At 41.7% G+C, this 25,238-nt stretch carries 28 protein-coding genes, 1 tRNA gene and 3 pseudogenes; 17 read left to right on the forward strand and 15 right to left on the reverse strand.

Annotation, left to right across the window (positions count from 1 at the left end; all coding sequences use genetic code 11):
- Nucleotides 1–164: 164 nt before the first annotated feature.
- The 6 genes and pseudogenes from KI350_RS23220 to KI350_RS13580 form a co-directional block, all read right to left on the reverse strand.
- Nucleotides 165–305, reverse strand: a pseudogene (locus tag KI350_RS23220) (DUF1796 family putative cysteine peptidase); the annotation flags it as partial.
- Nucleotides 293–586, reverse strand: coding sequence for a DUF1796 family putative cysteine peptidase (locus tag KI350_RS23225; protein ID WP_306420065.1), 294 nt, complete (start codon nucleotides 584–586; stop codon nucleotides 293–295). The gene KI350_RS23225 and the pseudogene KI350_RS23220, both read right to left, overlap by 13 nt.
- A gap of 205 nt (nucleotides 587–791) precedes the next feature.
- On the reverse strand, nucleotides 792–1,025 hold the full coding sequence (locus KI350_RS23045; RefSeq protein ID WP_236808686.1) for a hypothetical protein: 234 nt from the start codon (nucleotides 1,023–1,025) through the stop codon (nucleotides 792–794).
- Nucleotides 1,026–1,271: 246 nt separating this feature from the next.
- Nucleotides 1,272–1,352: pseudogene (locus KI350_RS23230) on the reverse strand (hypothetical protein); the annotation flags it as partial.
- Nucleotides 1,316–1,642 carry an SMI1/KNR4 family protein gene (locus KI350_RS23050; protein ID WP_252606808.1) on the reverse strand — a complete coding sequence of 109 codons (327 nt, stop codon included), beginning with the start codon at nucleotides 1,640–1,642 and terminating at the stop codon, nucleotides 1,316–1,318. The pseudogene KI350_RS23230 and the gene KI350_RS23050, both read right to left, overlap by 37 nt.
- Nucleotides 1,643–1,716: 74 nt before the next feature.
- Nucleotides 1,717–2,154 carry a hypothetical protein gene (locus KI350_RS13580; RefSeq protein WP_065643875.1) on the reverse strand — a complete coding sequence of 146 codons (438 nt, stop codon included), beginning with the start codon at nucleotides 2,152–2,154 and terminating at the stop codon, nucleotides 1,717–1,719.
- A gap of 226 nt (nucleotides 2,155–2,380) precedes the next feature.
- On the opposite strand from KI350_RS13580, the gene KI350_RS13585 reads away from it, so the two are divergent.
- Nucleotides 2,381–3,583 (forward strand): Ger(x)C family spore germination protein, encoded by a 1,203-nt coding sequence (locus tag KI350_RS13585; RefSeq protein ID WP_065643876.1) that lies wholly within the window; start codon nucleotides 2,381–2,383, stop codon nucleotides 3,581–3,583.
- Between the two features lie 227 nt (nucleotides 3,584–3,810).
- On the opposite strand, the gene KI350_RS13590 is transcribed toward KI350_RS13585, so the two are convergent.
- Together KI350_RS13590 and KI350_RS23055 are read right to left on the reverse strand one after the other, a co-directional pair.
- Entirely contained in the window at nucleotides 3,811–4,092 is a 282-nt protein-coding gene (locus KI350_RS13590) for a YozQ family protein (RefSeq protein ID WP_065643877.1), read from the reverse strand.
- Between the two features lie 410 nt (nucleotides 4,093–4,502).
- On the reverse strand, nucleotides 4,503–4,781 hold the full coding sequence (locus KI350_RS23055) for a hypothetical protein (protein ID WP_075754245.1): 279 nt from the start codon (nucleotides 4,779–4,781) through the stop codon (nucleotides 4,503–4,505).
- Nucleotides 4,782–5,124: 343 nt separating this feature from the next.
- Here KI350_RS23055 and KI350_RS13595 point away from each other — a divergent pair, with 343 nt between their 5' ends.
- The 4 genes from KI350_RS13595 to KI350_RS13610 all read left to right on the forward strand — a co-directional run bounded on the left by KI350_RS13595 (nucleotide 5,125) and on the right by KI350_RS13610 (nucleotide 7,418).
- The gene (locus KI350_RS13595; protein WP_065643880.1) at nucleotides 5,125–5,517 is read left to right on the forward strand and encodes a YwqH-like family protein; all 393 of its coding nucleotides are present in this window, start codon (nucleotides 5,125–5,127) and stop codon (nucleotides 5,515–5,517) included.
- Nucleotides 5,518–5,524: 7 nt separating this feature from the next.
- Nucleotides 5,525–5,656 carry a DUF5344 family protein gene (locus KI350_RS13600; RefSeq protein ID WP_223254865.1) on the forward strand — a complete coding sequence of 44 codons (132 nt, stop codon included), beginning with the start codon at nucleotides 5,525–5,527 and terminating at the stop codon, nucleotides 5,654–5,656.
- A 186-nt stretch (nucleotides 5,657–5,842) separates the two neighbouring features.
- Nucleotides 5,843–6,289 carry an SMI1/KNR4 family protein gene (locus tag KI350_RS13605; protein WP_065643881.1) on the forward strand — a complete coding sequence of 149 codons (447 nt, stop codon included), beginning with the start codon at nucleotides 5,843–5,845 and terminating at the stop codon, nucleotides 6,287–6,289.
- A 466-nt stretch (nucleotides 6,290–6,755) separates the two neighbouring features.
- A complete protein-coding gene (locus KI350_RS13610; protein WP_065643882.1) occupies nucleotides 6,756–7,418 on the forward strand; it encodes a flagellar brake protein in 663 nt (220 codons plus the stop codon).
- Between the two features lie 117 nt (nucleotides 7,419–7,535).
- Here KI350_RS13610 and KI350_RS13615 read toward each other — a convergent pair whose 3' ends face one another.
- Complete coding sequence (locus KI350_RS13615) at nucleotides 7,536–8,090, reverse strand: hypothetical protein (RefSeq protein ID WP_065643883.1); 555 nt, start codon at nucleotides 8,088–8,090, stop codon at nucleotides 7,536–7,538.
- Between the two features lie 202 nt (nucleotides 8,091–8,292).
- Here KI350_RS13615 and KI350_RS13620 point away from each other — a divergent pair, with 202 nt between their 5' ends.
- Both KI350_RS13620 and KI350_RS13625 read left to right on the forward strand, forming a co-directional pair.
- On the forward strand, nucleotides 8,293–9,912 hold the full coding sequence (locus KI350_RS13620) for a T7SS effector LXG polymorphic toxin (RefSeq protein ID WP_065643884.1): 1,620 nt from the start codon (nucleotides 8,293–8,295) through the stop codon (nucleotides 9,910–9,912).
- 12 nt (nucleotides 9,913–9,924) lie between these two features.
- Nucleotides 9,925–10,419 (forward strand): hypothetical protein, encoded by a 495-nt coding sequence (locus tag KI350_RS13625; RefSeq protein ID WP_081303521.1) that lies wholly within the window; start codon nucleotides 9,925–9,927, stop codon nucleotides 10,417–10,419.
- Nucleotides 10,420–10,795: 376 nt separating this feature from the next.
- Here KI350_RS13625 and KI350_RS23305 read toward each other — a convergent pair.
- Nucleotides 10,796–11,010, reverse strand: a pseudogene (locus KI350_RS23305) (YjgB family protein); the annotation flags it as partial.
- Between the two features lie 147 nt (nucleotides 11,011–11,157).
- Here KI350_RS23305 and fdhF point away from each other — a divergent pair.
- From fdhF to KI350_RS13650, 4 genes are read left to right on the forward strand one after another with little or no spacing between them, the layout of a single operon-like run.
- On the forward strand, nucleotides 11,158–14,115 hold the full coding sequence (gene fdhF, locus KI350_RS13635; protein ID WP_065643885.1) for a formate dehydrogenase subunit alpha: 2,958 nt from the start codon (nucleotides 11,158–11,160) through the stop codon (nucleotides 14,113–14,115).
- Nucleotides 14,108–14,668, forward strand: coding sequence for a helical membrane plugin domain-containing protein (locus tag KI350_RS13640; protein WP_059230598.1), 561 nt, complete (start codon nucleotides 14,108–14,110; stop codon nucleotides 14,666–14,668). Before fdhF ends, KI350_RS13640 begins: the two co-directional genes overlap by 8 nt.
- 58 nt (nucleotides 14,669–14,726) lie before the next feature.
- Nucleotides 14,727–14,996, forward strand: coding sequence for a pre-toxin TG domain-containing protein (locus KI350_RS23060; protein ID WP_023855692.1), 270 nt, complete (start codon nucleotides 14,727–14,729; stop codon nucleotides 14,994–14,996).
- Nucleotides 14,990–15,346, forward strand: a complete 357-nt coding sequence (locus KI350_RS13650) for an MmcQ/YjbR family DNA-binding protein (RefSeq protein ID WP_059230596.1) — start codon at nucleotides 14,990–14,992, stop codon at nucleotides 15,344–15,346. Before KI350_RS23060 ends, KI350_RS13650 begins: the two co-directional genes overlap by 7 nt.
- A 245-nt stretch (nucleotides 15,347–15,591) precedes the next feature.
- Here KI350_RS13650 and KI350_RS13655 read toward each other — a convergent pair.
- The 3 genes from KI350_RS13655 to KI350_RS23235 all read right to left on the reverse strand — a co-directional run bounded on the left by KI350_RS13655 (nucleotide 15,592) and on the right by KI350_RS23235 (nucleotide 16,329).
- Nucleotides 15,592–15,665 (reverse strand) — tRNA-Arg (locus KI350_RS13655).
- A gap of 124 nt (nucleotides 15,666–15,789) precedes the next feature.
- Nucleotides 15,790–15,966 carry a YjfB family protein gene (locus KI350_RS13660; protein ID WP_374706248.1) on the reverse strand — a complete coding sequence of 59 codons (177 nt, stop codon included), beginning with the start codon at nucleotides 15,964–15,966 and terminating at the stop codon, nucleotides 15,790–15,792.
- 228 nt (nucleotides 15,967–16,194) lie between these two features.
- Entirely contained in the window at nucleotides 16,195–16,329 is a 135-nt protein-coding gene (locus KI350_RS23235; protein ID WP_261378973.1) for a hypothetical protein, read from the reverse strand.
- Nucleotides 16,330–16,430: 101 nt separating this feature from the next.
- Between KI350_RS23235 and KI350_RS13665 the strand changes: the two genes are divergently transcribed.
- The 4 genes from KI350_RS13665 to KI350_RS13680 all read left to right on the forward strand — a co-directional run bounded on the left by KI350_RS13665 (nucleotide 16,431) and on the right by KI350_RS13680 (nucleotide 21,713).
- Nucleotides 16,431–16,952: a hypothetical protein gene (locus KI350_RS13665; protein ID WP_059230593.1), complete on the forward strand. Its 522-nt coding sequence runs from the start codon at nucleotides 16,431–16,433 to the stop codon at nucleotides 16,950–16,952.
- Between the two features lie 183 nt (nucleotides 16,953–17,135).
- Nucleotides 17,136–18,917, forward strand: coding sequence for a DNA helicase RecQ (gene recQ, locus KI350_RS13670; protein WP_059230636.1), 1,782 nt, complete (start codon nucleotides 17,136–17,138; stop codon nucleotides 18,915–18,917).
- A gap of 236 nt (nucleotides 18,918–19,153) precedes the next feature.
- Nucleotides 19,154–19,963 (forward strand): 3D domain-containing protein, encoded by an 810-nt coding sequence (locus KI350_RS13675; RefSeq protein WP_023855696.1) that lies wholly within the window; start codon nucleotides 19,154–19,156, stop codon nucleotides 19,961–19,963.
- 160 nt (nucleotides 19,964–20,123) lie between these two features.
- Nucleotides 20,124–21,713, forward strand: coding sequence for a solute:sodium symporter family transporter (locus KI350_RS13680; RefSeq protein WP_059230590.1), 1,590 nt, complete (start codon nucleotides 20,124–20,126; stop codon nucleotides 21,711–21,713).
- Nucleotides 21,714–21,744: 31 nt separating this feature from the next.
- Here KI350_RS13680 and KI350_RS13685 read toward each other — a convergent pair whose 3' ends face one another.
- Complete coding sequence (locus KI350_RS13685) at nucleotides 21,745–22,710, reverse strand: S66 family peptidase (RefSeq protein ID WP_020451768.1); 966 nt, start codon at nucleotides 22,708–22,710, stop codon at nucleotides 21,745–21,747.
- Nucleotides 22,711–22,754: 44 nt separating this feature from the next.
- On the reverse strand, nucleotides 22,755–23,264 hold the full coding sequence (locus KI350_RS13690; RefSeq protein WP_059230589.1) for a GNAT family protein: 510 nt from the start codon (nucleotides 23,262–23,264) through the stop codon (nucleotides 22,755–22,757).
- Between the two features lie 230 nt (nucleotides 23,265–23,494).
- Here KI350_RS13690 and KI350_RS13695 point away from each other — a divergent pair, with 230 nt between their 5' ends.
- Nucleotides 23,495–24,475 (forward strand): hypothetical protein, encoded by a 981-nt coding sequence (locus KI350_RS13695; protein WP_020451766.1) that lies wholly within the window; start codon nucleotides 23,495–23,497, stop codon nucleotides 24,473–24,475.
- A 152-nt stretch (nucleotides 24,476–24,627) separates the two neighbouring features.
- Nucleotides 24,628–25,161: a DUF420 domain-containing protein gene (locus KI350_RS13700; RefSeq protein ID WP_020451765.1), complete on the forward strand. Its 534-nt coding sequence runs from the start codon at nucleotides 24,628–24,630 to the stop codon at nucleotides 25,159–25,161.
- The last annotated feature ends 77 nt before the right edge of the window (nucleotides 25,162–25,238 follow it).

A 25,238-nucleotide genomic window follows, 5' to 3' on the forward strand; every position in this document is an offset into this window, starting at 1 on the left:
ATAATTCACGCCATTAAGCATTTCTCTCCACAGATGATCATTAGACTGCCAGATTTCACGATCTGGAAGTGTAACCGCGCATATTCTTTTTAATGGCCAATTCTGCTCGACAATTCCTTTAACTTTTGAGTGATTGATAAGGAGTACCCTGAAGTCGTTTTGTACTAAATCCGATAATACGGACTCAGTTCTTGAGCTTCCTTGTAGGTTCCGTTAGTTCTGACAAAAAGGATCCGATTAGCGGTTGACATCTTTTCATAAAATCTGTTGATTCTTCTATTGAATTTTTCCATCACTTCATCGTATGCGGCAAGATGTTCGAGTGTATTTTTATCTGCTTTAAAATCATGAGCTGAATCGCATGATAATAATCATCTGTAACAGAGATATAACGGTCAGTAGTATAAACACCTGTTGAGCAGCCTGTTACCCTTAGATTTAGGGGTGCCATAAAATTTGAAAAGCGATTCTTTAAAAGACGGTTCAATTCGGTCAGGGAAGAGGTGCCTACCCAGTCTAAAGGGCCTGCATACGGCCTTAAATTGTTTTCTCTAAGCTGAAGAGCAGTTAACAGAGGTGGCCTAATCCGAAAATGGCATTATAGTCTCCTTTTATATCATTCAAATTCATAATCTAAACTCCTTTTGTGGATTAATTTCCAACAATCTATTTAGTATTCTATGTTTTATAAAAGGTTGAGTAACAACAGTTGCCTACATTGAGGTCTCGGAACAGGAGAGTTTATAGAATGGGGCGGAAACATAAATAAAAAACAACATAAAAGTTGTTTTTTAAAGGGAATCTTTTATCTGTACTAAAAGGATGTCTATAACAGAGTCATTCAAATTCTTTAGAATAGCTGCAATGTCTAAGACCAGCCTTCTTGTTTGTTCGTTATCAAGCATTAAATCTTTATGGTAGGAAATAATGGATTCTAAAACAATGGCAAGTTCGACACCATTGTCAATATTTGCTGTCAATGAGCTTTCTTTTATTTTTGTCAGAAGCCAATTTAAATCATCCAAACCTTCAATAGGGTAGTAATGAATCTGATACAGATCGGCTGCCGAATTTTCAGTCAGAATCTGTTCCGCTTTTTCTTTTGTGATGGCATCTTCCGGATAGACATAGGGAATATCTACATTCTCAGGATATATGCCTTCCTTATGTTCGCAGCTGTCATCATCAATGGAGTCATCTGTATAAAGTTTAGAGAGAAATTCTCCAAATGAACCGGCTAATCTAAAATCCTCTTCAAGTTCTGAGTCAAAATAGTGAACGGGCGGATTTTCTTTCGTCTCCCTGTAGTCAAGCGCTATCCACGTATGGCCGTCACCATGAATAAGGACCAGGTTGTCGGGCAGTCCCCATTCTTTAATAAAGGCTTTACTCTCGAGAATTCCTTCCTTTTCCCCATGCCTAATAAGTAGTCAAACTGGATATGATCTTTAGCCCAGGAGGTGGGCCGTTCAGAAGGGAAAGCATTAAAATTGATATAGCCGCCATTTTGTTCAAGAATAAGCGCTTTATATTCTTCCGGAAGTCTCACACCTAACTTTTTTTCAGCTTTCAGAATGCCTCTCTCTGATATGCTTTTTAAAGTGTACGGATCTTCGTCTTCGTATTTCCAAAAGTTTTTCAAATGATTCCCCCACATCCGTTTGTAGTCAGCAAAATGGTGCTCGGGCCTTTATGCTTGTATTGCCTTTATAACGGCTATCTTTCGCTGAAGGCCGAGAAATTATCATACGTTTGCGGAATAGCTCCGTATGTTCCTTTAATGCGGATATCCTTACATTCACCTTCGGTATTCTCAAAATAAAGCCTATAGGTCCGAGGCATCAACGTGATGACATCCTGAGCGGTTCGATCAGGCCAGTTACCTTCAAAATCTTTAATGCTTAAGCTCATAAATCTGCCGGAAAGGTGCATCATCTGAATTTTAATCGTTGTTTTGCAGTTTTCTGCATTGAAAATCGTAAACTTGTAGCCAATATGCCAATTATAAACATTAGTGTCGCTATTGGGAATGACTTCCACATGTGTTCCCGTAAACGTTAAATTCAATTTGTGCGGGAACGAATAAGCTTCAGCACTACTCCCAAAACTGAAAAATCCACAAACCAACACCGTGATCAGCAAAAAGCGTTTCATTCCATCTCCCCTCCTTTTTCCATTTTATTGTAGCATAGATGAGTTGAAAAAGATGGAAGTTTTTTAAGAGAGAAGCACAAACCGAAAATCACGTACGGTTTTGATCAATGCTCCAATATGGTTTTAATTACCGTATATATATAAATTGATCCAAGGGAAAATTAGGATCAGCCTAGTTGGATCCATGGCAATTCTCTTTATTTTTTTTCATGTGAGGAGCGGAAACATGAAACTTAGCACTTATAAGATCTGCTTTTTATTTTCTATCATCATTCTTTTTTTAACCGGATGCTGGAGCAGCCATGAAATTGAAGATCTTGGTCTGACTTTTGCTCTAGGGGTTGATGAAGGCCGAGCGACTGCACTTGAAAAAAAATTTATTAAAATGGGCGGCAATTATCCAAAGAAAGATCGAATCACCTTGACATACCAATATGTCAATCCGTACACAGCAGGGGTCAAAATTGCCGGGGGAAGCAGCGGCCGCCAAAAATCTTACATTAATGTATATGGAACGGGTGATTCCTTTCAGCAAATAGGCACTGAAGTAGCGCTCAGACAGGACAGGCCGGTCTTCAGTTCCCACTTAAAGGTGATCGTCATTGCTGCTGATTTGCTTCGTACATATTCACTGAAGGAATTGCTTGATCAGTCTCTGAGGGACAATGAAATCAGGCTGAGTACGCTGGTCCTTATAACAAGAGGAAGAGCAAGCGATGCACTTGAACTGAAAGACGGCTCCGGGGAGATACCCGCGTTTCACCTTAGCAGAATTATTCACAATGACTTTAAGGCGAAAAAGATTCTCCCTCCGATTACACTTGCCAAACTGACGGGCATGATGAATGCTGGAACGAGCTATTTGCTTCAAAACGTTATCGGTGTCAATGGGGAAATCAAATATGCAGGAGCTGTAGCCATTAACGGAAAAACAAATAAGCTCCTTGGTTTACTAGATGAAAAAGATGTAGACGGGATTATGTGGATTAAAGGACAAGGGATAGGCGGTACCATCAAAAACTACGATCCGAAAACAAAAAAACTGACGGCTTTGGCAGTAGATCATCTAAAGAGTGAGATCAAGCCTGTCGTTAAAGGAAACCGCCTTTCGTTTAAAGTGAAAATTGAGTCAGAGGCACACCTGGCCGAAACCTGGAATACAGCCGACGCAGAAATTGACAAAAAATATTTGAAAAAGAAGGAAGCATATGCATCACAAACAGTGAAACAGCTGGCTGAGCAGATTACAGAAAAAATGCAGAGAGAATATAAAGCCGACCTTGCCGGCTTCGGTGAAGAAGTGAGGATTCAATATCCCTCTCTTTGGAAGAAGCTGAAGAAAAATTGGGATGAAGTGTTCACGGAGATTCCCATTCAATATGATGTGAACATCACGATTGAGGAATTTGGATCACAAAGTAGACATTAGCTTTAACGGGAATTTATAAAGAGTGAAAGGGATAGAAGGAATGGGTGAGAAGTTGGTCATAAACAGACGGGCTTTAAAAAAACAAAGACATCTGATCAAACACACATTTTATACACCGACCATGGCCTTTGAGGTTGTGAGCGAATATTTGATTAGAGGGCAGTCATTTTTTGTTAAACAAAACGGAACTAACTTACTCTTTTAAGTTAGTCCCGCTGTTCAAACGACTAATCCAAATTTTGATCGATCGTTCCTTCAAAATAGTCATCACTGACCTGTTCATGAGTTTCAGCCAATCCTTTTTCCAACTGCGTGGCTCCTTCATAATCCGAGGGGTCAAAGTATTTTCCAGCCATATCCGTGCTGTCATTTATGTTGTCTTTGCTATCAGTTTCAGCGTTCTCTGTCTTAGCATTGCTGTCTAACGATTGCTGAGAATCGTATTCCTTGTCTGCTGAAGAAAATCTTTTGTAATCATCGGGTTTGTCTGCTCCATTTTTTTGCATCACGTTTATCACTCCATATCATTGAATTTTATAATAAGAAAGGGGCATCTGAAGACCATTTCAGTTTGATGATCATTCAATACAATGGTTTCACTCCTTTTGTGAATTGTGCTGAAATATCAACTCTTCTTATTTTGTCTGTTGATGTGGTATTCATTCGCTTTTTCGGGAAATCCAACTTCAACCCTATATCAAGGGAAAGAGAACAGGCGCAAAAAAATCATAAAGTAAAGCCGGGCGTGCAGGAACGACGCCGATCCTTTCAATGGAAGGCATCAAACAGGATAACTTCCCATTCGATGATTAAGGCTTATGTATTTAAGGACATGTGAACTTGCATTGGACGCCTCCTCTGGGGGATAAAAGCGGAAAAAAAGCGAATTCAACTCTGGAATATATATTTTCACGCCTGTTTATGTTTTTTTGTTTCTATATGATGAAATGGTTGTTTTCAATGATGCATATGAACCAATAGCTGCGTAACCATAGAATCCGCCCATAAATACTCCAGCTATGAGGCTGTGTCGATGGCTTATGCAAACAGATATGATTAAGCCTAATGCGAGCGCAATTGATGGGACATACTTTTTGGGAACCTTGAGAAAAACTTTAATGATCTGTGTGACGATCATAATAATTGGCACTGCTATAACAGCATCCCAAAAGTTTGTATGAATGATTGGGAAATCCAAATAAACACCACCTTTTTCATCAGTATTTCTTGATTTGCTGAAAAATATTTAACCCGAGCAGCAGAAAAGCCACGGATCGCATAAATGAAGCAGTATACCAGCATCATGATTTTGTTGTTTAGCTTAGAAATAAGTTTTGAATGATCTTTTTGCAGCCGTTTCATTAGCGGCATTTTTTATGCGCTTGAAACTCTCGATTAAAGAATAGGTTTATTGGCCTGATCTTAAAGATACATTTTGTTGGATTGAAAGGATTTATTCACCAATTCCTTTCCGTATAGTGGTAAACTCTTAGTTGGTTATTACTTTTGTCATACATTTTTCGGGAAACGAGGTGTTGCATATGATAGGTTCAATACTTGGAGAAACGCTGGCTTTAGATATCATGAAAGTTGATTTATCGATGAAGAAAGAATTTTTGGCAGAGCTGAAAGCTTGCCGCAAAGAGCTAGAAAAAGACAAAACGGAGTTTTCTGATTCCAAAAAGACGATCACCGAACCACAGTTGTCGTCTCATACATGGCAAGGCAGTCTTGCTGACTCCTTTGACCGTATTCGAGGCCTGATGAAGACTGCCTACAATGACATCAGCGGAAAACAGCTTTCTGATGTTTTAAGCAAAATCGATGAACGAATCAAATCTTTACAAGAGGATATTCACTCGCTCAGCCAGGAAGTTCGTTCTTTAGAGAAAAAGATTGAAAACGCGAAGCGAGAAGCGCGAAACAAGGAGTAAATGAAAAATGGGTCAAGAAATAAAAGTGAATACCGGAGAAGTCAAACAAGCGCTCTCTAAATTAAAGCATTCCAGCCATTCAATGAAAGCGACGGTTCCGACAGATATCAAGGGCCAGAATCAGCTTGATGGGATATAGGCAGGCTTAAATAAAGATTCTGATCCACCTGTACCATCACTGAATAGGCCACCTTCAGGTTATATATGACATCATCATCAAGACAGGAAAACGATGATTCATGCAGACAAAGATTTCATAGGGAATTTACTCATGCGGGTGATTATCAACTGTTAATGGCATGTAGATAAGTAGGAGAAATTAAAGGTGAGAATTGAAAAACCAGGTAAAAAACTTACTTTAGAAGAAATTAAACAGTTTGAAACAAAAAATAACGTAAAACTAACGGAAAAATACAAGAGATTTTTACTTAAGTGGAATGGCGGATACCCTAAACCAAGTATTTTTAATATTTCTGGCGAACAGGGAAAGAGCGTTCTGAATGTATTTAATGGTATTGGTGATATGTATGATAATTTAGAGGAAGTCATAGACATATATGAGTATAGACTTCCAACTGGCTTTATTCCGATTGCAGATGATCCTGCAGGGAACGTAATATGCCTAGGCACTAAAGAACCTTATGATGACAAAATTTATTTTTGGGATCATGAAGAAGAGTCAGAGAATCCTGATGACATGAGCAATATGTACTTCTTAGCTGATAACATCAATGAATTATTGGACAACCTTTATGAAGGTGATGAAGAATAAAATGTGCTTTTAGAACCTTAATTGGCTATTGCCTTTCAAGTTTTTTTGTTCAAATCGAGAAAAGCCGACAAAAAAAGGGAATGGTGAATTTTTTCTATTCCACTTTGTCATACGTTAGAGACAAGAAAAACGAACGTGAAAACCTTAGTCCAGACGAAGATCCTGCGGACACTGATCAGTTGCACACGGATGTTGTGCAACTGATTGGCGGCCGCTTTTTAATGCCGGAATGGGACACACCTTTCCATAATGAAATGATGTATCGAATGATGATGAAGATCGTCAGGGTTACTGAGACGTGGCTGGAGTCTATGCAGTATTGCGAGTGATTGTCAACACAAGGCGGTAAGATCCCGTTGACATGATAAGTTTTTCAATTTCTTCAATGCCTACTTCTTTTCTTTTTTTAAATTATGTGTCATAGTACCGATATAATGATTAAGTAGAATTGAAAGAGTGATGCCCATTGTTATCTTTAGGAAATACCATAACAATAGAATTTGAAAACGAAATTCAAGAGTATGTCCTTGCGAAAAGCAAAGTGTTATCTATTGAAGGCAATGTATTAAGAGTGCATTATCCTGTGGATGAAGAAACGGGGAGAACCGTTATTATTCCAACAAACACAATGGCCACGGTTCACTTTATAAGTGAGCAACAAGCCCCATATAAATTCACTAGTGTAATACAAGGCCGAGAAATCTATCAGGATATACCTGTATTAAATATATATTTACCTGAAGAAGATCAAATGACAAAAGTTCAAAGACGACAATTTTTTAGAGTCAATACAACGATTCCTGTCACTGTTCGCCCATATGGATCCGGCTCAATGTTTAAAACATATACAGCAAATATCAGTGCTGGAGGCGCTGCGTTAATCATTGATGAGACGCAAAAACACGAACCGGAAGATGATTTGAATCTAAGTATCCATCTGCCAAATGGACATGATGAAGATGTGATTGCCGTCCATGCTCAAGTCAAACGCACTTACATTGACCCCAGAACAAACAAACAGTTCATGACAGTTGAATTTATCAAGATGAATGAACATGACGAACAAACTCTTGTGCATTATTGTATAAAATTGCAATTGACAGAAAGAAGGAAATTGAAAGCTGATTAAAATATTAATCTCAACCTATTATTTGGTGCAGCTTAGAGCAGGTATTGATCCTCCAAAAGTTAAGGAAGGCAGAGATCTGCCTTTTAAGAAGGGATTTTTCTTCCCCGCCGCTTCTATTTATATGGAAAGCTGTTGGCGATTAAAAAATCCGCCGCCAAAATGATTAAAGATACATAATCTGGCCAATGGAAAATGATAAAAGAGGCAAACCCTTATGTACCAAGGGTTTGCCTCTTTGCATTTGAAACGTCCTAGGAGAGACTCGAATGGCTGACAGGATGGCGACTTCATTGTGTTAAATTGAACAGGGCACTCAAACAAAGCTTTGATGATGATGAATGAAAGATCATAAAGGCCAAGCTGTGTTTGTTTTCTTGCCTCTTCTACTTTTAAAAAGTAGAGAGATGACATTTCAAAACATTCATTCTCATGATAGTATTTATCCACGTCTAGTGACATATCTTCTACATCAGGAAACATTTTTTTTGATTCTAAATGAAGTAAGCAACGATCAATTTTTTTGGTGTCAGGTCCATCTAAATAAAGACCCTTTAAAAACTCAAATTTTAGGCTATAAATTGAGTCGCCAACCTCATTTGAATGCTCGCACCCCTCATCAAAAAAGAGTTGCGCTTTCTTCTTGTTTTTTTGTTTGAAATGAATTTGTGTCATTAAAAAGTATGCTTGCGGGAGGCAGAAAAGATGAGTTTTTCACAATCGTTTTATATTGATGACACAATTCAACACCAATAGTTTCTTTGACCTAATCACTTTGATTCATTTTCATGGGTGGGTAGGATTTATTCACCAATTATTTTCTATAAAGTGGTAGAATATTTCGTGGTATGTCACTTTTGTATTAGAGGGGAATGCTATGAAAACTCTTGATGTTCAGGCGTTGCACAAAGCCATTGATCAAACGCTGGAACAATTAAAACAGCAGTCAGACGAATTTGCCAAAGTCAAAAAAGCCGTAGAGGGTATTACATCACTTGAGGATGCTTTAAAAGGAAAAGGCGGAGACGCGATCCGTGCCTTTTACGAGGAGTGCCACACTCCTTTTTTGCGGTTCTATGATACTTTCATAGAGGAATACAGTTCCACGCTAAAGAAATTGAAAAGCGCGCTGAATTCTCTTGAACCAAACCACAACGGATTTATTTCACAAACCTTCCTCGAACACGAACTGGAACAAGGATTGAATGCGGCCGACCGCACAACGAAGCGTTTGGTATCTAAAACAAATGCCACGATCACAAAAGTCAGCCACATTGTCGATTGGCCTGATTTGAATGACAGCGGTTTTCATGAACAGAACAGGAAAGCATTAAAGGAAATCAATCAGACAATTGAAAAGCTACATGCTTTTGACCGTGAACAAACAAACACTCTTAAAACTGCTGAACAAGACCTGGAAACGATGCAAAAATACATCAAAGAGCTTGAGAAAATGTACACAGGCCCAAAAATCGAGATCACAAGCTATAAAAAAGGTTCAATTTTAAAACCCGATGAGAATACAAACATTAACGGTCCGGTCGGCGGTCTAAAGGGAGAGTTAGAAAATGCTGAGCCTTCGCCGATGGAAATCATGCTAAAAAAATTGTCCGATCAAGAAGAATCTGAAGTCGATTCACTTACCAAAGCAGATCATTTTAAAAAGATTGATACAGGTATTCGCATCATCAAAGGCAAAGTATATAATATGAAGGGATACAAAAAGCTCGGTTCTGTCGATGTCACAGATGAAGTTGGTACAGGCAAGGACTTTGTCGGCGGTTCATACACGCTTTATTCAAACGGTCAAATTGTCCGAAAATACATATCCGGCGGTGAAGTGAAATACGAACTTGTCAGTCGCATACCGGAAAGCAGAGTGAAGAAAAGCGACATTGAAAAAGCTCTTGATTGGGCTAAAGACACAGTTGGAGAATTGTCCGGTGGTTATGATGGTTATAGAGCGATAACAGGTGTTGACCCTGTGACTGGTGAAAAACTATCCGTCACTGACCGTATCCTGTCCGGTGTTTCTGTCATACCAGCTACTAAAGTAGTCAAGGTAGGGAAATATGTTTTCAAAGCAAATAAAGGTGCGAAGACGGCGAAAAGGGTTTCGAATGCTGAGAGAAGTGCTAATGCTACGCCTAAAATTAACAGAAAAGAAGCTCTCAATCAGGCAAAAGATTTAGCTGGAGTCCCAAGATCACAACAACCTACACGTCAATGGCAGGTTGGCGATGATGTAACTAAGAAGGGTGTAGACTATAAAAACTATGAATATAGTTCAAATCCAACCCATCATGGACGTTACTATGAATACGATACACCAAACGGGAAAATGGTCGTTGCTGAACACACAAATGACGGAAAATTGCATGCACATGCAGGGAAGCCAAATGAAAAAGAGAATCCATTTAATTATGACTTTAAGAAGAAAAGATATTCTAATATTTATGGTTCTAATGGAGACCATCATATTTATTACAATAAGTAATGAGGGATTATTATGACACATCGGCAAAAAACCATTCAAGAAAAAATAGCATTTATGAAAGCAAAAAAAGTTTTAGAACAATTCTCTAATTTAGTGTTTATAGAGTTTGAAAGTTCTAATTCTCAGTGGTTACAAGTATTTGAAACTCCTTTGGAACAATTTAGTTTAATCGATTCTAAGCCAACTTATTCTAAGCCAATTGGAGACGATAATGAAGCTTATATCTCTTGGTTTATAAACTCACTAAATTTTTTAGAAGAAAAAAAAGAGTGGTTAATACTTGTTCCGAATTGCCCTCTTCCAATTTGGGCAAATGTTCAAGTTCTTGACTTCACTTTGGCAATTGGAGAGCTTTGGCAAACTTCAGAATCTCGAAATTTCATTATAGCTGACAAGTCGACAGGGATTATTGCACAAATATTTTCAGAAGAAAAGAGTTACGAAGTTCATATTGCCAAATGTGACATTAATGATATACACAACGAGAAAAACAACAAAATTAAATAAAACATTTGTAACCTTGAAATGCTTTTGCCTTTCAAGGTTTTTTTTATCTTCAAATTCGATAAAAATCCGACAAAAAGGGGGATAAAATGGGGGACTTTTTCTATTCCATTTTGTCATACGATAGAGACAAGAAAAATGAACGTATACCTGAGTCCAAGAAGGAGAGCCTGCGGACACTGATCTTTTGCACACGGATATTGTGCAGCTGATTGGTGGCCGCTTTTTTATTGGCCAGAATGGGAGACGCACCTTTCCCTTATCAAGTGTGTACCCGGATGTATCGAATGATGATGAAGGTCGTCAGCTTCACAGGAGGAGCGGCTGGAGTCTATGCAGGATTGCGCGCGATTGTCACGGGGAACGCAAGCGGTAACTTAACTGCAAGGCCCTGCACCTGCTGAGGCATTTCCCCTGTGTAAGCGGAGTTGTAAAGATTTTTGACAAGCTCGGTCGCTGATTGGTTTGTGTTTTTCAGAGAGCGAGGTTGTTTGGGACGGTGTTTGTCGGTGCTAAAAAGGACGGCGCCCCAAAGCCGGAAAGAGAGCCTGTCAGTGCTGCTGCCACGGTTAGAACAGACATTGTTTTTTTCATGCTGATCCCTCTTTTTCATCTACCCTCCCGTTTCCCGGTGATGATGTGATAAAAACATATGAGTGCGCTTTGTATGTTTGATTGATCCCTTGCAAGGGAAGAAAATGGGTAATTCGGTATATACACAAGCAAGAAAGGGGAATGGAGATGGCTGAACAGAAAAAAATCACAATAAACGGCGTTGAAATGGAAGCGTCCGAGGAACAGACGGTGCTTCAGCTTTTGAATAACAGCTCGATTGAAGTGCCGCAAGTTTGCTATCATCCGAGCTTAGGACCGATTGAAACATGCGATACGTGCATCGTCAGCATCAATGGCGAGCTGAAGAGGTCGTGCTCCGCTGAGTTAAAGGATGGCGACGTCATTGATACGCTTTCGTCTGATGTGAAAAAAGCGCAGGTCATCGGGATGGACAAGATTTTATATAATCATGAGCTTTATTGTACAGTTTGCGATTACAACAACGGGGGATGTGAAATACATAATACGGTGAAAGAAATGAAAGTCAATCACCAAAGCATCCCGTTTGATCAGAAGCCTTACCATAAGGATGAATCAAATCCGTTTTACCGGTACGATCCTGATCAATGTATTTTGTGCGGACGCTGTGTCGAAGCGTGTCAGGATGTTCAGGTAACTGAAACACTGACCATAGACTGGGAGCGGAAACGCCCGCGCGTCATTTGGGATAATGATGTGCCGATCAATGAGTCATCTTGTGTATCATGCGGCCACTGTTCTACCGTCTGTCCATGTAATGCGATGATGGAAAAAGGAATGGAGGGGGAAGCCGGATATTTAACAGGAATCGATGACGAAACGCTGCGTCCGATGATCGAGATCACAAAAGGCGTAGAAACAGGTTACGGCTCGATTCTCGCCATTTCCGATATGGAATCTGCCATGCGTGATGAACGAATCAAGAAAACGAAAACCGTCTGCACATACTGCGGCGTCGGCTGCAGCTTTGATGTCTGGACAAAGGGCAGAGACATTCTGAAAGTCGAGCCGCAGGAGGAAGCACCGGCCAACGGCATTTCTACTTGTGTAAAAGGAAAGTTCGGCTGGGATTTCGTCAACAGCGAGGAACGCCTGACAAAGCCGCTGATCCGTGAAGGCGACCATTTCCGTGAAGCGGAATGGGAGGAGGCGTTATCGCTGATCGCCAGCAAGTTCACGGATTTAAAAGAGGCGTTTGGCCCGGATTCACTTGCCTTTATTACATCTTCTAAATGTACAAACGAAGAATCCTACCTCATGCAAAAGCTGGCGAGAGGGATCATCGGCACAAATAATGTCGACAACTGTTCGCGCTATTGCCAATCTCCTGCGACTGCCGGCCTGTTCCGGACAGTCGGCTATGGCGGTGACTCAGGGTCGATTACAGATATCGCGGAAGCGGACCTTGTGTTGATTATCGGTTCGAACACGTCTGAGTCGCATCCGGTCTTGTCCACTCGCATTAAACGGGCTCATAAGCTGAGAGGGCAGAAAGTGATCGTAGCGGATATCAGAAAACACGAAATGGCAGAGCGCTCTGATTTATTTGTCCAGCCGCGTGCCGGCTCGGATATCGTCTGGCTGAATGCGATCGCCAAATATTTAATTGAAAACGGCAAAGCCGATGAACGCTTTTTGCAGGAAAGAGTGAACGGACGGGATGAATATGTAAAAAGCCTGGCGCCGTACACACTTGAATATGCCGAGAAGAAAACCGGAATTGATCAAGAAACCCTCATCCAAATGGCCGAGATGATTGGACAAGCTGACAGTGTGTGCGCATTGTGGGCCATGGGGGTAACACAGCATATTGGCGGAAGCGATACGAGCACAGCAATTTCTAATCTGCTGCTTGTGACAGGAAACTACGGAAAATCGGGTGCGGGCTCTTACCCATTGCGCGGCCATAACAACGTGCAGGGAGCAAGTGACTTCGGAAGCATGCCTGACAGAATGCCGGGGTATGAAAAAGTGACAGACGAACAAGTCCGCCAAAAATACGAGCGGGCGTTGGGTGTGCCGCTGCCGAAGGAGCCGGGCATGACCAACCACGAAATGATCGAAAAAATCCATTCCGGCCAGCTGAAAGCGATGTATGTAAAAGGTGAAGAAATGGGTCTGGTCGATTCCAATATTAATCATGTACACGCCGCATATGAAAAGCTTGATTTCTTTGTGGTGCAGGACATTTTCTTTTCACGTACAGCCGAGTTTGCTGATGTTGTTCTTCCTGCGAGCCCGAGCCTTGAAAAAGAGGGAACCTTTACAAACACAGAACGCCGGGTTCAGCGGCTATATCAGGTGTTAGAACCGCTTGGCGAATCAAAACCGGACTGGCAGATTATTATGGAGGTTGCCAATAAACTCGGTGCTGACTGGCACTATGAGCACCCTGGAGACATTATGAAGGAAGCAGCTATGCTGTCGCCGATTTATGCCGGCGTCACCTATGAGCGCCTTGATGGCTACAACTCCCTGCAATGGCCTGTAAGCGCTGATGGAAAGGATTCGCCTTTACTTTTTACTGAGCGCTTCCCTTTCCCGGACGGCAAAGCCAAACTCTTCCCTGTTCAGTGGACAGAACCTGAAGAGTTCGGTGATGAATATGACATCCACGTCAACAATGGGCGGCTTTTGGAGCATTTCCACGAAGGGAACCTGACCTACAAATCAAAAGGCATTTCGGAGAAAACACCGGAAGTGTTCTTAGAAATTTCTCCTGAACTCGCGGCAGAACGAGGGATTCAGGACGGAACTCTTGTCAGACTCACATCGCCTTTCGGAAATGTCAAAGTGAAGTGCTTGATCACTGATCGTGTCAAAGGGAAGGAAGTATATCTGCCAATGAACGATTCAGGGGAAGCAGCGATCAACCTGTTAACAGGCAGCCATGCTGATAAGGATACCGATACGCCTGCATATAAAGAAACCTCAGCCAAGATGGAAATTTTAAAGCACGACGGAAGCAATCCGCTGCCTAAGATCAATCACCGCAATGGCAATCCGCAGCCGCAAATCGGTGTGCAGGTACAAAAGAAATGGGCGCGAAAGGATTATATTTTCCCTGGTGACGCTGTGAAAAGGGGGATTGGGCATAATGGCTAAAGCGATTAAACGAATTCAGAAAATCGAGATAACCGAAGAGGAACAGAGAAAGCGTGATATGAAAGAAATAGAAGATGCATTAGTCGAAAATAAGGAAGCCATTCTTGAAACGTTGCATATGATTGGCCACATGAACGAACGCGGTGTTTTGCCATTGCTCCGCGGCCTTTTTGGCCAAGGAGATAAAGTTCTTGACATCTTAGTGAAAAAGGCAGATACAGAGGAAACAGCCAATACACTGAAAAATCTGCTTCTTCTGTTCGGAACGCTTGGCATGCTGGATGTAAAACAGCTGGAACCTCTCATTTTGAAAGTGAATGCGGGGGTGGCAAACGCGGTGGAACAGAAGGACAGCGAAGAGAAAACAGGTTATTTTGATATCATCCGCTCGCTCAAAGACCCGGAAATCAACAAAGCAGTTACACTGCTATTCTCCTTTTTAAAAGGAATGGGACAAGATACAAAGGAGCTGGAACGCACGACTCAGTCTCCGGAGCACCAAAAACATCATCAGGAACCCCGAGAGAAAAGAGGAATGAATAAGAGGGATTGACCCCGCCCGAGCCGGCTGTTGCCAGCTCGGGTTTTTTGCAGGCAGCCGGCTAATCAATATGAAATCGAAGCAAAAAGAGCTCACTCAAAAAACAGGAAGATCTTGCGAGCGGGAGTGGTATGAAAAAGTGTTGGATGCAGGCAGCACATTTGCAGGAAACATCACCGGATATTATGATTACAAGAAAGCCACTGAGGGTGTTAATCCCGTTACAGGAGAAACATGTCTCCTTCACATCATGACTTCAAAAAATTCACCATTGTCCCATCTGGATCGGCAATTGCCGAAAATCTATTTAAGTTGTTGGAGGAATGATTCAGTATGTTAACAAGAGAAGATATCTTTAAGCATGTCAAAGAAAAATTCGGTACATTGCCAGATTACCCATTTCAAAAATTTCCATACTATGCTGCCTTAAGACATGAATCTAACGAAAAATGGTATGGTCTTGTAATGAATGTTCTTCCAGAAAAGTTAGGCTTAGATGGAAATGACGAAATAGATATTCTGAATTTAAAATGCCCTCCCGAAATAAGCGGCAGTTTAAGAAATGGAAAGAGCATTTTACCTGGATATCATATGGATAAGGAAAATTGGATATCACTTGTTTTAGAACGTATAGATTCAGAAGAAGAAGTTTATAACTTAATTGAGCAAAGCTTTAATTTAACCAAGTAAATCATGAAATGATCGTTTCGCAAAAGGAACCAGAAAATGTTCAAACTTTTTTATAAAACCGAAACTTAAATTCGTTGGATAAGAATCCATTTTGATCAATCTTTTTTTTCAAAACGGGTTCTTTCTATAATATGTGGGTTCTCATGATGATTTTAATCAACTTTATTTTAAAGCAACAACAACACGGCCATTAACAAAAGAGGCAAACCCTTACGTTCCAAGGGTTTGCCTCTTTTCATTCAATACGTCCCAGGAGAGATTCGAACTCCCGACACACAGCTTAGGAGGCTGTTGCTCTATCCACCTGAGCTACTGGGACACAGAACAATATTATAGTGCAAAAACCAGAAAAAATAAAGAGGTTGCAGCGATTTTTTTTAAAATTTCTTCGGGAAAACATACATCCGGCAGACTTCGCAGCCTGCTGAATGTATGTTTTGGCCTTAACCTTTCAGGTCAATATGATGTCCTGAAACTGGATGTGGGGCCTGCACCATGTCTACGAGCTGCTGTGCGCTTTGTTCAGCGGTGTCCAAAGCCGTCTTTGTCAGCGACATTTGCACGTTTTGATGAAGAGCGGCCTGACTCATGGCCATTGATAAAACAGCAATATCCAACATAACCACCTCCTTAACATGTGTATCGGTTAGAGAGGAGAGGACTTTACTCATATTTACTAATCTGAATATTCAATATAATATAGTTGTAAACTGATCCTGCGGCATCTTAAACAGCATAAAAAAGAAGCCGTCTCTCAATACGGCCACTGATCGGTTCCTTGTTTGTCTATGAATAAGGAGAGGGGCTGTTTTGTATCTTCCGCGATTCTTCAATTCCTGAGCATTTGTCTAATGTTTGTTGTTGATTTCATTCTCAAAGAGGCTGATGATTCTATCATTCTGCTTGACAATCGTTCGCAACATGGCGACAATGTTTCCTGCAAATCCGATCAATATGATCATCAGTATGATGATGATCCACATGGTAAACCACACACCTTTATGCACAAAATTTTCCTTTCGATTCAACATTACCACCTGGTCTTTCACAAAACAACTTTCCTTTTGAAACGGAGGCTGATTTTATGGATTGGCTTGAATTTGTTTCGGCGACGGTTCAATCATTGGCATGGCCAGCTACTTTGATGATGTGCGTTTTGCTGTTAAAGGAACCTTTGTCTGAACGGATGAAGGAATTGATCAAACTGAAATACAAGGATTTTGAATTGGAGTTTGACAAAAGGCTTCAGGAGCTCGTCTCCGTACGGGAAAAAAGGTTATCGGGACTGACTTCTGTACGGTCGGTGCCGGCAGGGGAAAACATGATCGAAAACGCTTGGTCTGATGTTCACAACGTTCTTCGGGAAACAGCCTCAACATTTGATCAAAATGCGCTCCGTCTTGAAAGCGATGAATTGATTCAAATGCTGCATGACCGCGGAATTATACAAGACGACGCGGCATCTGTGCTGTCAGAGCTTTCCGCTCTGCGCCGGGATGCATCGGACAGAGCGAGCATTACCGGAGCCCTGGCATACAAAACACTTTGCTTGGAGGAAGCGAAGCGTTTGCAATTATTAGCTGAACAACAGGCTGCGATTAAATGAAAGGCGAAACTATTCATTTGATACTCTGACGCTTTACATCAGCGCCGGGGTTTTTTGTATTTGAGCTAAAAATGAATTTTCTTTATCGAATTGACGATTTTACGGAGAGGGGCTGATTGCCGGTTTAAATATGATATCATGGTGGACAGGAAGAAGTTTATGATAAGAGAGGGTTTCATTTATATGCTAGAGAAAGCTGAAGCTTTATTGCAGCACTATTATGGCTATCCTTCACTGCGTCCGGGTCAGAAGAAAGCCATTCAATCGGTTGTTTCTGAAAAACGGGATACAGCATGCATTATGCCTACGGGCGGAGGGAAATCAATCTGCTACCAAATTCCTGCGCTCCTTATGGAGGGGACAACCATTGTGATCTCTCCTTTAATTTCCTTGATGAAGGACCAGGTGGATGCGTTAAATCAGCTTGGAATTCAAGCTGCGTACGTGAACAGTTCTTTAGGCCATGGCGAAATCGCTGAGCGGCTTTCCGTTTTAAAGGAAGGCGGCTACAAGCTGTTTTATGTCACACCTGAGCGGCTGACGTCTCCCGATTTTATTCGCGTGCTTTCCCGCATTCATATCCCGCTGACAGCGATTGATGAAGCTCACTGCATTTCACAGTGGGGCCACGATTTCAGGCCGAGCTACAGACATATTGAAAGCTTTTTAAATAGTCTCGGCACCCGTCCGGTCGTATTGGCATTGACGGCTACCGCAACGCCCGAGGTTCATGAGGATATTTGCACACAGCTCGGGATCGAAAAAGAGAGCACGGTTTTCACCGGTTTTTCACGGGATAATTTGACGTTTAAAATTTTAAAAGGCGAAAACAAGGATCGTTTTATCGAATCATATGTGGAGAAAAACCGCTCAGAGGCGGGAATTATTTATACAGCGACAAGAAAGGAAGCCGAAAGAATATCAAGCCGCCTGTCTCAAAAAGGAATTGCGGCCGGGTGCTATCACGGCGGGATGAATGATGAAGAAAGGGACCGGCAGCAGGATCTCTTTTTAAATGACGAGATCAGTGTGATGACAGCGACCTCAGCATTCGGAATGGGCATCGATAAATCCAATATCCGCTATGTGATTCATGCTCAAATTCCAAAGAACATGGAGAGCTATTATCAAGAAGCAGGACGAGCCGGACGCGACGGTCTTGACAGCGAGTGTGTCCTACTATTTTCTCCTCAGGACATCCGGCTTCAGCGGTTTTTAATCGAACAGTCGACAGAAGATGAAGACATTCGGGCGCAAGACGTGAAAAAGTTGAGGCAAATGGTTGATTTTTGCCATACTGAAGGCTGTCTTGAGCGGTTTATTCTTTCTTATTTTGGCGAAGTTTCGACTGAAGACTGCGGCAGGTGCAGCAGCTGTCTCGACACCCGAAGCATCACCGATGTGACGAAGGAAGCACAGATGGTACTGTCCTGCATCATCCGCATGGGAGAAAGGTTCGGAAAAACCATGGTGGCGCAAGTTCTGGCAGGTTCGAAAAATAAGAAAGTGACCGAAAACGGCTTCCAGCAATTATCGACTTACGGAATTTTAAAGAACCGGTCTATTGCCGACATCAGCGATTTTATAGAGTTTTTAATCGCAGATGAGTACATCCAGATGTCCGACGGAACATATCCCGTTCTCTTTGTCGCCAACAAGGGGCGAAACGTTTTGCTCGGCCGGGAAGCGGTGATGCGCAAAGAAAAAATGCAGACAAGTCAAATTGTTAAAGATGACGAATTGTTTGAACGGTTAAGAGCGCTGCGCAGAAAACTTGCCCAGGAACAAGGCGTGCCTCCTTTTGTCATATTCTCTGACGAAACGCTGCGGGAAATGAGCGGGAAAGTTCCCCTGACAGACGAAGAACTTTTGTCAGTCAAAGGAGTGGGAGAACAAAAAAGAGTAAAATACGGCGCTGTATTTCTACAGGAGCTTCAAGCCTATAAAACTGAGAAAGAAGCATAAAAACCCAAAAACATCATATGTAAAAAGTTTTTTTAGTAAATCTCCTATTGCAGATAAAAAAAGATTGGAACCCTTGATACACCTGAATTTATGCCGGTTTTTGGACGGCTGAAACTCCTCCTCGTAAAATAACTGTAATCAAAAACAAATTGTTTTGTTATTGATTTGACATTTTCATATGTTACGATTGCTCCTGTTAGCCGGACAATAAAAAGCTAACAAGGGAGGATTTACTTATGAAGAAGACGTTTATGTCCTTTGTTGCAGTTGCAGCACTATCTTCAACTGCATTCGGAGCGAGTGCCTCTGCAAAAGAAGTAACAGTCCAAAAAGGTGACACCCTTTGGGGAATCTCGCAAAAACAAGGGGTAAATCTGCAGGACTTAAAAGAATGGAATCAGCTTTCCTCAGACCTGATTATTCCAGGACAAAAGCTGAACGTTTCTGAAAAACAGACAGAAGAAAAGAAACAATATACCATTAAAAAGGGAGACACTCTCTGGAAAATCGCTCAACAATTCGGCGTTTCCGTGAACGACCTTAAAAATTGGAACAACATAAAATCAGATATCATTTACCCGAATACATCCATAACTGTTGACGGACAGGCGACGGTTCAAGCTGCTGCGGCGCAGCCTGCGGAAACAAAGCCTGCCGTACAAAAAGAAGCGAAAGTTGAGAAAGCTGCGCCTGCACCTAAGCAGGAAAAAGAAACGGCTTCCCGTTCAAACGAATCTCAAAGCTCTCAAAGCGCTGCAAAAGAACTGACGGTTACCGCAACGGCATACACTGCCAATGACGGCGGAATGACAGGCGTGACAGCTACGGGTTTTGATCTGAATGCCAATAAAAACGCCAAGATTATTGCGGTGGATCCAAACGTGATCCCGCTTGGATCCAAGGTGTATGTTGAAGGCTACGGAGAAGCGACTGCTGCCGACACCGGCGGTGCGATCAAAGGGAACAAAATCGACGTATTTGTTCCAAGCAAATCCGCGGCAAAAAACTGGGGCGTTAAAACGGTTAAAGTAAAAGTTTTAAAATAAGAAGTTTTACCATTGATGGACACTGACCATGGAGATGATCAGTGTCTTTTTTCTGTTTTCTGCATCTTTTTTTCGATTTAGATGTTTTTTTAGATTGGCAAATGGGTAGTTCAATAGATATGTACATATCAGCTGATTTAGAAAAGGAGATGTAGGAGTATTGCTGTGGATTATCATGACATTTTTATTGATTAATGCAGGGATTTTTATTTTTTCTTATCTGAGGACAAAAGATATTAATTTGAAGACGTCAGACGGTTATTTTCTCGGCGGGCGAAGTCTCACTGCTCTCTATATTGGAAGTTCGCTGCTTTTAACCAATTTGTCAACAGAACAAATGGTAGGGTTAAACGGTCAAAGCTATTCGGGAACGATGAGTGCGATGGCTTGGGAGGTTACAGCACCGCTTGCGCTCATTATGCTGGCATTCGTTTTTTTACCGAGGTATCTCAGTTCTGGGGTTACGACGATACCTGACTTTCTTGAAAAACGCTATGATCAAAGAACGCGGCAAATCGTCTCGATTCTCCTGCTTCTGGGATATGCGACCTCGTTTCTGCCAACCGTATTGTACTCCGGGGCGCTCGTTCTCGATCAAGTGTTTAATATTTCCTCTGCGCTTGGAATCAGTACGTTTGCGACTGTTTTTTTCATCTCGCTTGTGATCGGGGCCGCAAGCTGCTGCTACATATTTTTTGGGGGACTAAAAGCTGCGGCATCGGCTGATGCCATTTATGGCGCCGGTTTAATTCTTGGCGGTCTGTTTATTTTTGTGCTTGGAATCATGGCAATCGGCGACGGCAGTCTCTTAAACGGCTATACTGAGCTGACGAGTGTACATAAGGAAAAGCTGAATGCCATTACAGCTGACAACACTGCAGAAGTCCCGTGGCCGACGATTTTTACGGGACTGCTTGTGAACAACTTATTTTATTGGGCTGTTAATCAGTCGATCGTTCAGCGGGCGCTTGGGGCGAAAAACTTGGCTGAAGGGCAGAAAGGCGCATTGCTGGCCGGTGTATTTAAGACGATCGGTGTGTTTTATCTCGTTCTTCCCGGGGTTATTGCTTACCATCTTTACGGAGGTCATATTGAAAATGCTGACACCGTTTACCCTAAGCTGATCGTTGATTTGCTGCCGACTGCGCTTATCGGTGTCTTTGCCGCGATTTTATTCGGAGCGATTCTCAGCTCGTTTAACGGTTCGCTGAACAGCACGATCACGTTGTTTACATTGGATTTGTACAAACCGATCTTCAAGCCTGAGGCAAAAGAAGAAGAGCTTGTGAAAACGGGAAGGATCTTTGTGGTGATCCTTGCCGCGGTGTCGATTATCATCGCGCCTTTTATTCTGTTTGCGCCGTCCGGACTTTACAATTATTTACAGGAAATGTTCGGATTTTTCAATGTCCCTGTATTGGCTGCCGTCGTTGTTGGATTCTTTACGAAAAAAGTGCCGGCGCTTGCCGTGAAATGGGCGATATTCGCACACATTGTTTTGTATACCATCTCAAAAATCTATTTTGGCCATATTCATTTTCTCTATATATTGGCCGTTTTGTTTCCGTTTTCCGTCCTTTTGATGCTTTTCATCGGAAAATTGAAGCCAAGGCCGTCAGAATTCAAGCTTGAGAAAAATGCTAAGGTTGACTTGCGGCCATGGAAGCATGCCAAACTTGCTTCTATTCTTGTGATTTGTCTGATGGCCTGCATTTATCTGTTATTTTCGCCTTGGGGTCTTGCCAAATAAAAAAAGGCAGAGGATGTGTTCATCCTCTGCCTTAATGTTTTGTGATACAAAGTGATACATGTTCTTTCTGTGCGTCGATCCGGCACCGTCCGCCAATCGGAAATGTAAAGAAAGGGGTCGTATGGCCGAAATCTATATTTGCGATAACGGGTATTTGAGAAAGCTCTTTTTTTGTTTGCACAATTTGTTTAAGGCGCTCAAGCGTTACGGCTGATGCTGTCTGAAAACGGCCAATGAGAACGGCTTTGACACCGGAAAAATCGGGCAGATGAAGCAAGGACTGCAGATCGCGGTCAAAAAACGCTGCCGGCGATTCCCAATCATCCTCAAGAAACAATACGGCGTTCTTGATGTCAGGGAAATATTCCGTACCTTGCAATAGGTTCAATGTGCACAAATTCCCTCCTATGATCTTTCCGTCTGCTGAGCCTTCGTTGATCACAACAGGGCCGCTGTTTTGTTTGGGACATTCTTCAGTTTCGATTTCTTCACACCACATCGATGATGGTTCAACATCGTAGACACCGCTTGCGCAACAGCACTTCAAAAAGTAATCTGTCATATAGTTTAGTCCATACCCCATTGAAAAGCTTGAAAAATGAGGTCCCGAATAGGTGACAAGCCCGGTTTTTGCATAGATCGCCGCTGAAAGAGCGGTAATATCTGAAAAGCCGCAGAACACTTTTGGGTTGGCTTTTATGAGTTCATAATTCAAATGTGATAACAGCTGATTGCTGTTATACCCGCCGAGCACAGTGAGTATTCCTTTGACGCGTTGATCGGAAAAGGCATCATGGAGATCGCTTACTCTCGATTGAATGCTGGAGGAAGAACATTCATCAATTTCATTAGCATGTGCGGAAAAAGAGATTCGAAATCCGAGGTTGTTTAAAACCGTTCTCGCTTTTTCGATCTTATCGGTGTTGAGAAGTGACAGGCTTCTCGATGGGGCAATCACCCTGATTTCGTCACCGGGCTGTAGTTTTTCTGGAAACATGAACGGGCACACCTTTCATTGTTTCTATCTATTTCACCATACTTTTAAAGATCCTGCCACTGAATTTCACCGGATTTTAAACCGGGGTCGATCGTTACTTCAAAATGATGCTTTTCATAAAAATGGATCAGCCGGTCCACATGGTCCCAATCCCTTTCAGCAATGTCCCCCGTGATGACCGGTATGTTGTGCTCGCGGGCTTTTTCTTTTAAATACTTCATGCAGATGGAACCATAACCGTAGCCTGCCGGCCCTTTAATATCCCCGATATGGATCGCGCATTTTTCTTCTTTGTAGGAAGCGACAAGAGAAAAATCACATCTTCCGCGGTACGGCGACTGGCAATCGCTTAACATGATCTTGCATGTCCGGCCATCATCAATCGAATGGACAATCATCCATTCATCGTCTTTCGATTGATCAATACCGAGCACTCGCGAATCTTTGGAGATATCCTTCATATTTTCACGCATCCGAAACAGTTGAAATTGTAATTCGTTCAATTCCTTCTGCAAGCCGGAGCTGTCTTTTTCCATTTCTTCATCCGTTATCATAAAAACTTACTCCTTTCCATTAAAACATACAGTTTTCGATTATAGTAAAAAGAACGGCAATTTGCAAATGGGTTGCTAGAATTAAATTTTAATGTAATTTTAAACAAAAATTTCACATTCTACGATTTTTTTGTGATAGAATTCATATGACTTCTGGTATATTTACCTAGGATACGAGACAATGGATCCTCCTAATCCCAGAAAAACCATGACAAAAGGAGCGTACGATTTTGAAGAAAAGAATTTTTTCTCTATTGATGCTGATGTCAGCTTTTGTTCTTGTATTAGCTGCATGTCAGCAGGCTGATCCAAAAGGATCTTACGCAACGGCTTATAAAAAGCTGATTTCTGCGAAATCATACGAATTTTCAAGTGATATCGGCTTGAAAGTTGACGCATCCAACCTTGGAGCGGAAGATAAGCAAGTTGCTGATATGCTGAACGATGCAACATTAACGATCAGCGGAAAAACGAATGCTGAAACGAAACAGTCTGAGGCTGTGATTAAAGCGAAGCTGAAAGTCCAAAACATGTCGCTTGATTTCGATATTCCGGTTTATATGGACGAAAAGAAACAAGTCGGCTACATCAAAATTGACAGCGTTCTTGACAGCTTCGGCTTCTTCCTTGGAACAGCCGGCATGAATTTTGACAGCGTCAAAGGCAAGTACCTTGAATTCCCGCTTGAAGATGACAAAACTTCATCTCAAGACACGGATGAACTTCAAAAACAATTGATGGAATCCATCAAAGAAGCTGCAGACAATCTGCCTGCAGATAAGTTTGAAAAAGCGGATCTGACAGATAAAGAAAAAGAGCAGGGTGCTGCTCAAAAAGTCGCTTTCAGCTTTAGTGACAAAGAAATTAAAGCTGCGGTCGTCAAGTTCATCGAAATCGCCGGAAAAGCGAGCGGAGAAGCTGTTCCGAAGAGCGAGCTGAACAAGATTAAAGACGGACTGAAAGACGTCACATTCAAAAAGTTCGATGTGACATCAACAATCGATGACAAAGAAAATCTTCTGACTGAAAATGCGGATATCTCTTTGTCTGTTGACAGCAAAAAAGCACCTCAATCTTTAGGCATCACGGCATCTACAACTTACAAAAATATCGATGGTGACGTAAAGTTTGAGCATAAACCGAATAAAGAAGATATCGTAACTGAAGAAGAATTCGAAAAATTAATGGCTAAAGATGCTATGAATTTCTAAGGCATCCGCCTTGGTTCCCTTCCTCGTTCTAGAGGAGGGGAATTTTTGTATATTCTGTGACTAAATTCTGACGAAAAGCCGAAAACGTTGACATTCCTCCTGAATTTGAATACGATTTTGATAGCTTGCACAAATAGGAGAGATTGCCCGATATGACACATACACAAAAAAATAAAAACTATACAGGCATTGTTGTTGCTCTGACGATTATCATAAACGGTGTCATTGCCCTCTTGTTTTTCATGCCGAAAAGCGACAAATTCGCTCATTTGGATTTGACTTTTCTGCCGCTTTTGAACGCAGTCTGCAACAGCTTCACATTCATTTTCTTAGTGGCTGCACTGATCATGATTAAACAGAAAAACATTAAGGCGCACAAGCGGTTTATTTTTGCCGCTTTTACGACAACGTTCATCTTTCTCGTTTCATACTTAACTTACCATTCATTAATGCCTGACACTCATTTTGGCGGGGAAGGGATTATAAGACCGATCTACTATTTTATTTTGATCACACACATTGTCTTGTCCGCTTTAATCGTTCCCTTGGCCTTGTTTACGTTGTTCAGAGGCCTGAGCATGCAGGTGGAACGCCACCGCAAAATCGCCCGCTGGACGATGCCGCTTTGGCTGTATGTCAGCCTGACAGGTGTTCTCGTCTATATGATGATTTCCCCCTATTACTAAAAGAAAAATCCGTTCTCTTATAAAAGGAGAGCGGATTTTTTTCTTTTAGCAGCCTCTTGAAAAATAATCTTTCTGAA

Origin of the sequence: Bacillus sp. J41TS8 (assembly GCF_018333035.1) — a bacterium.
GTDB lineage: Bacteria > Bacillota > Bacilli > Bacillales > Bacillaceae > Bacillus > Bacillus paralicheniformis.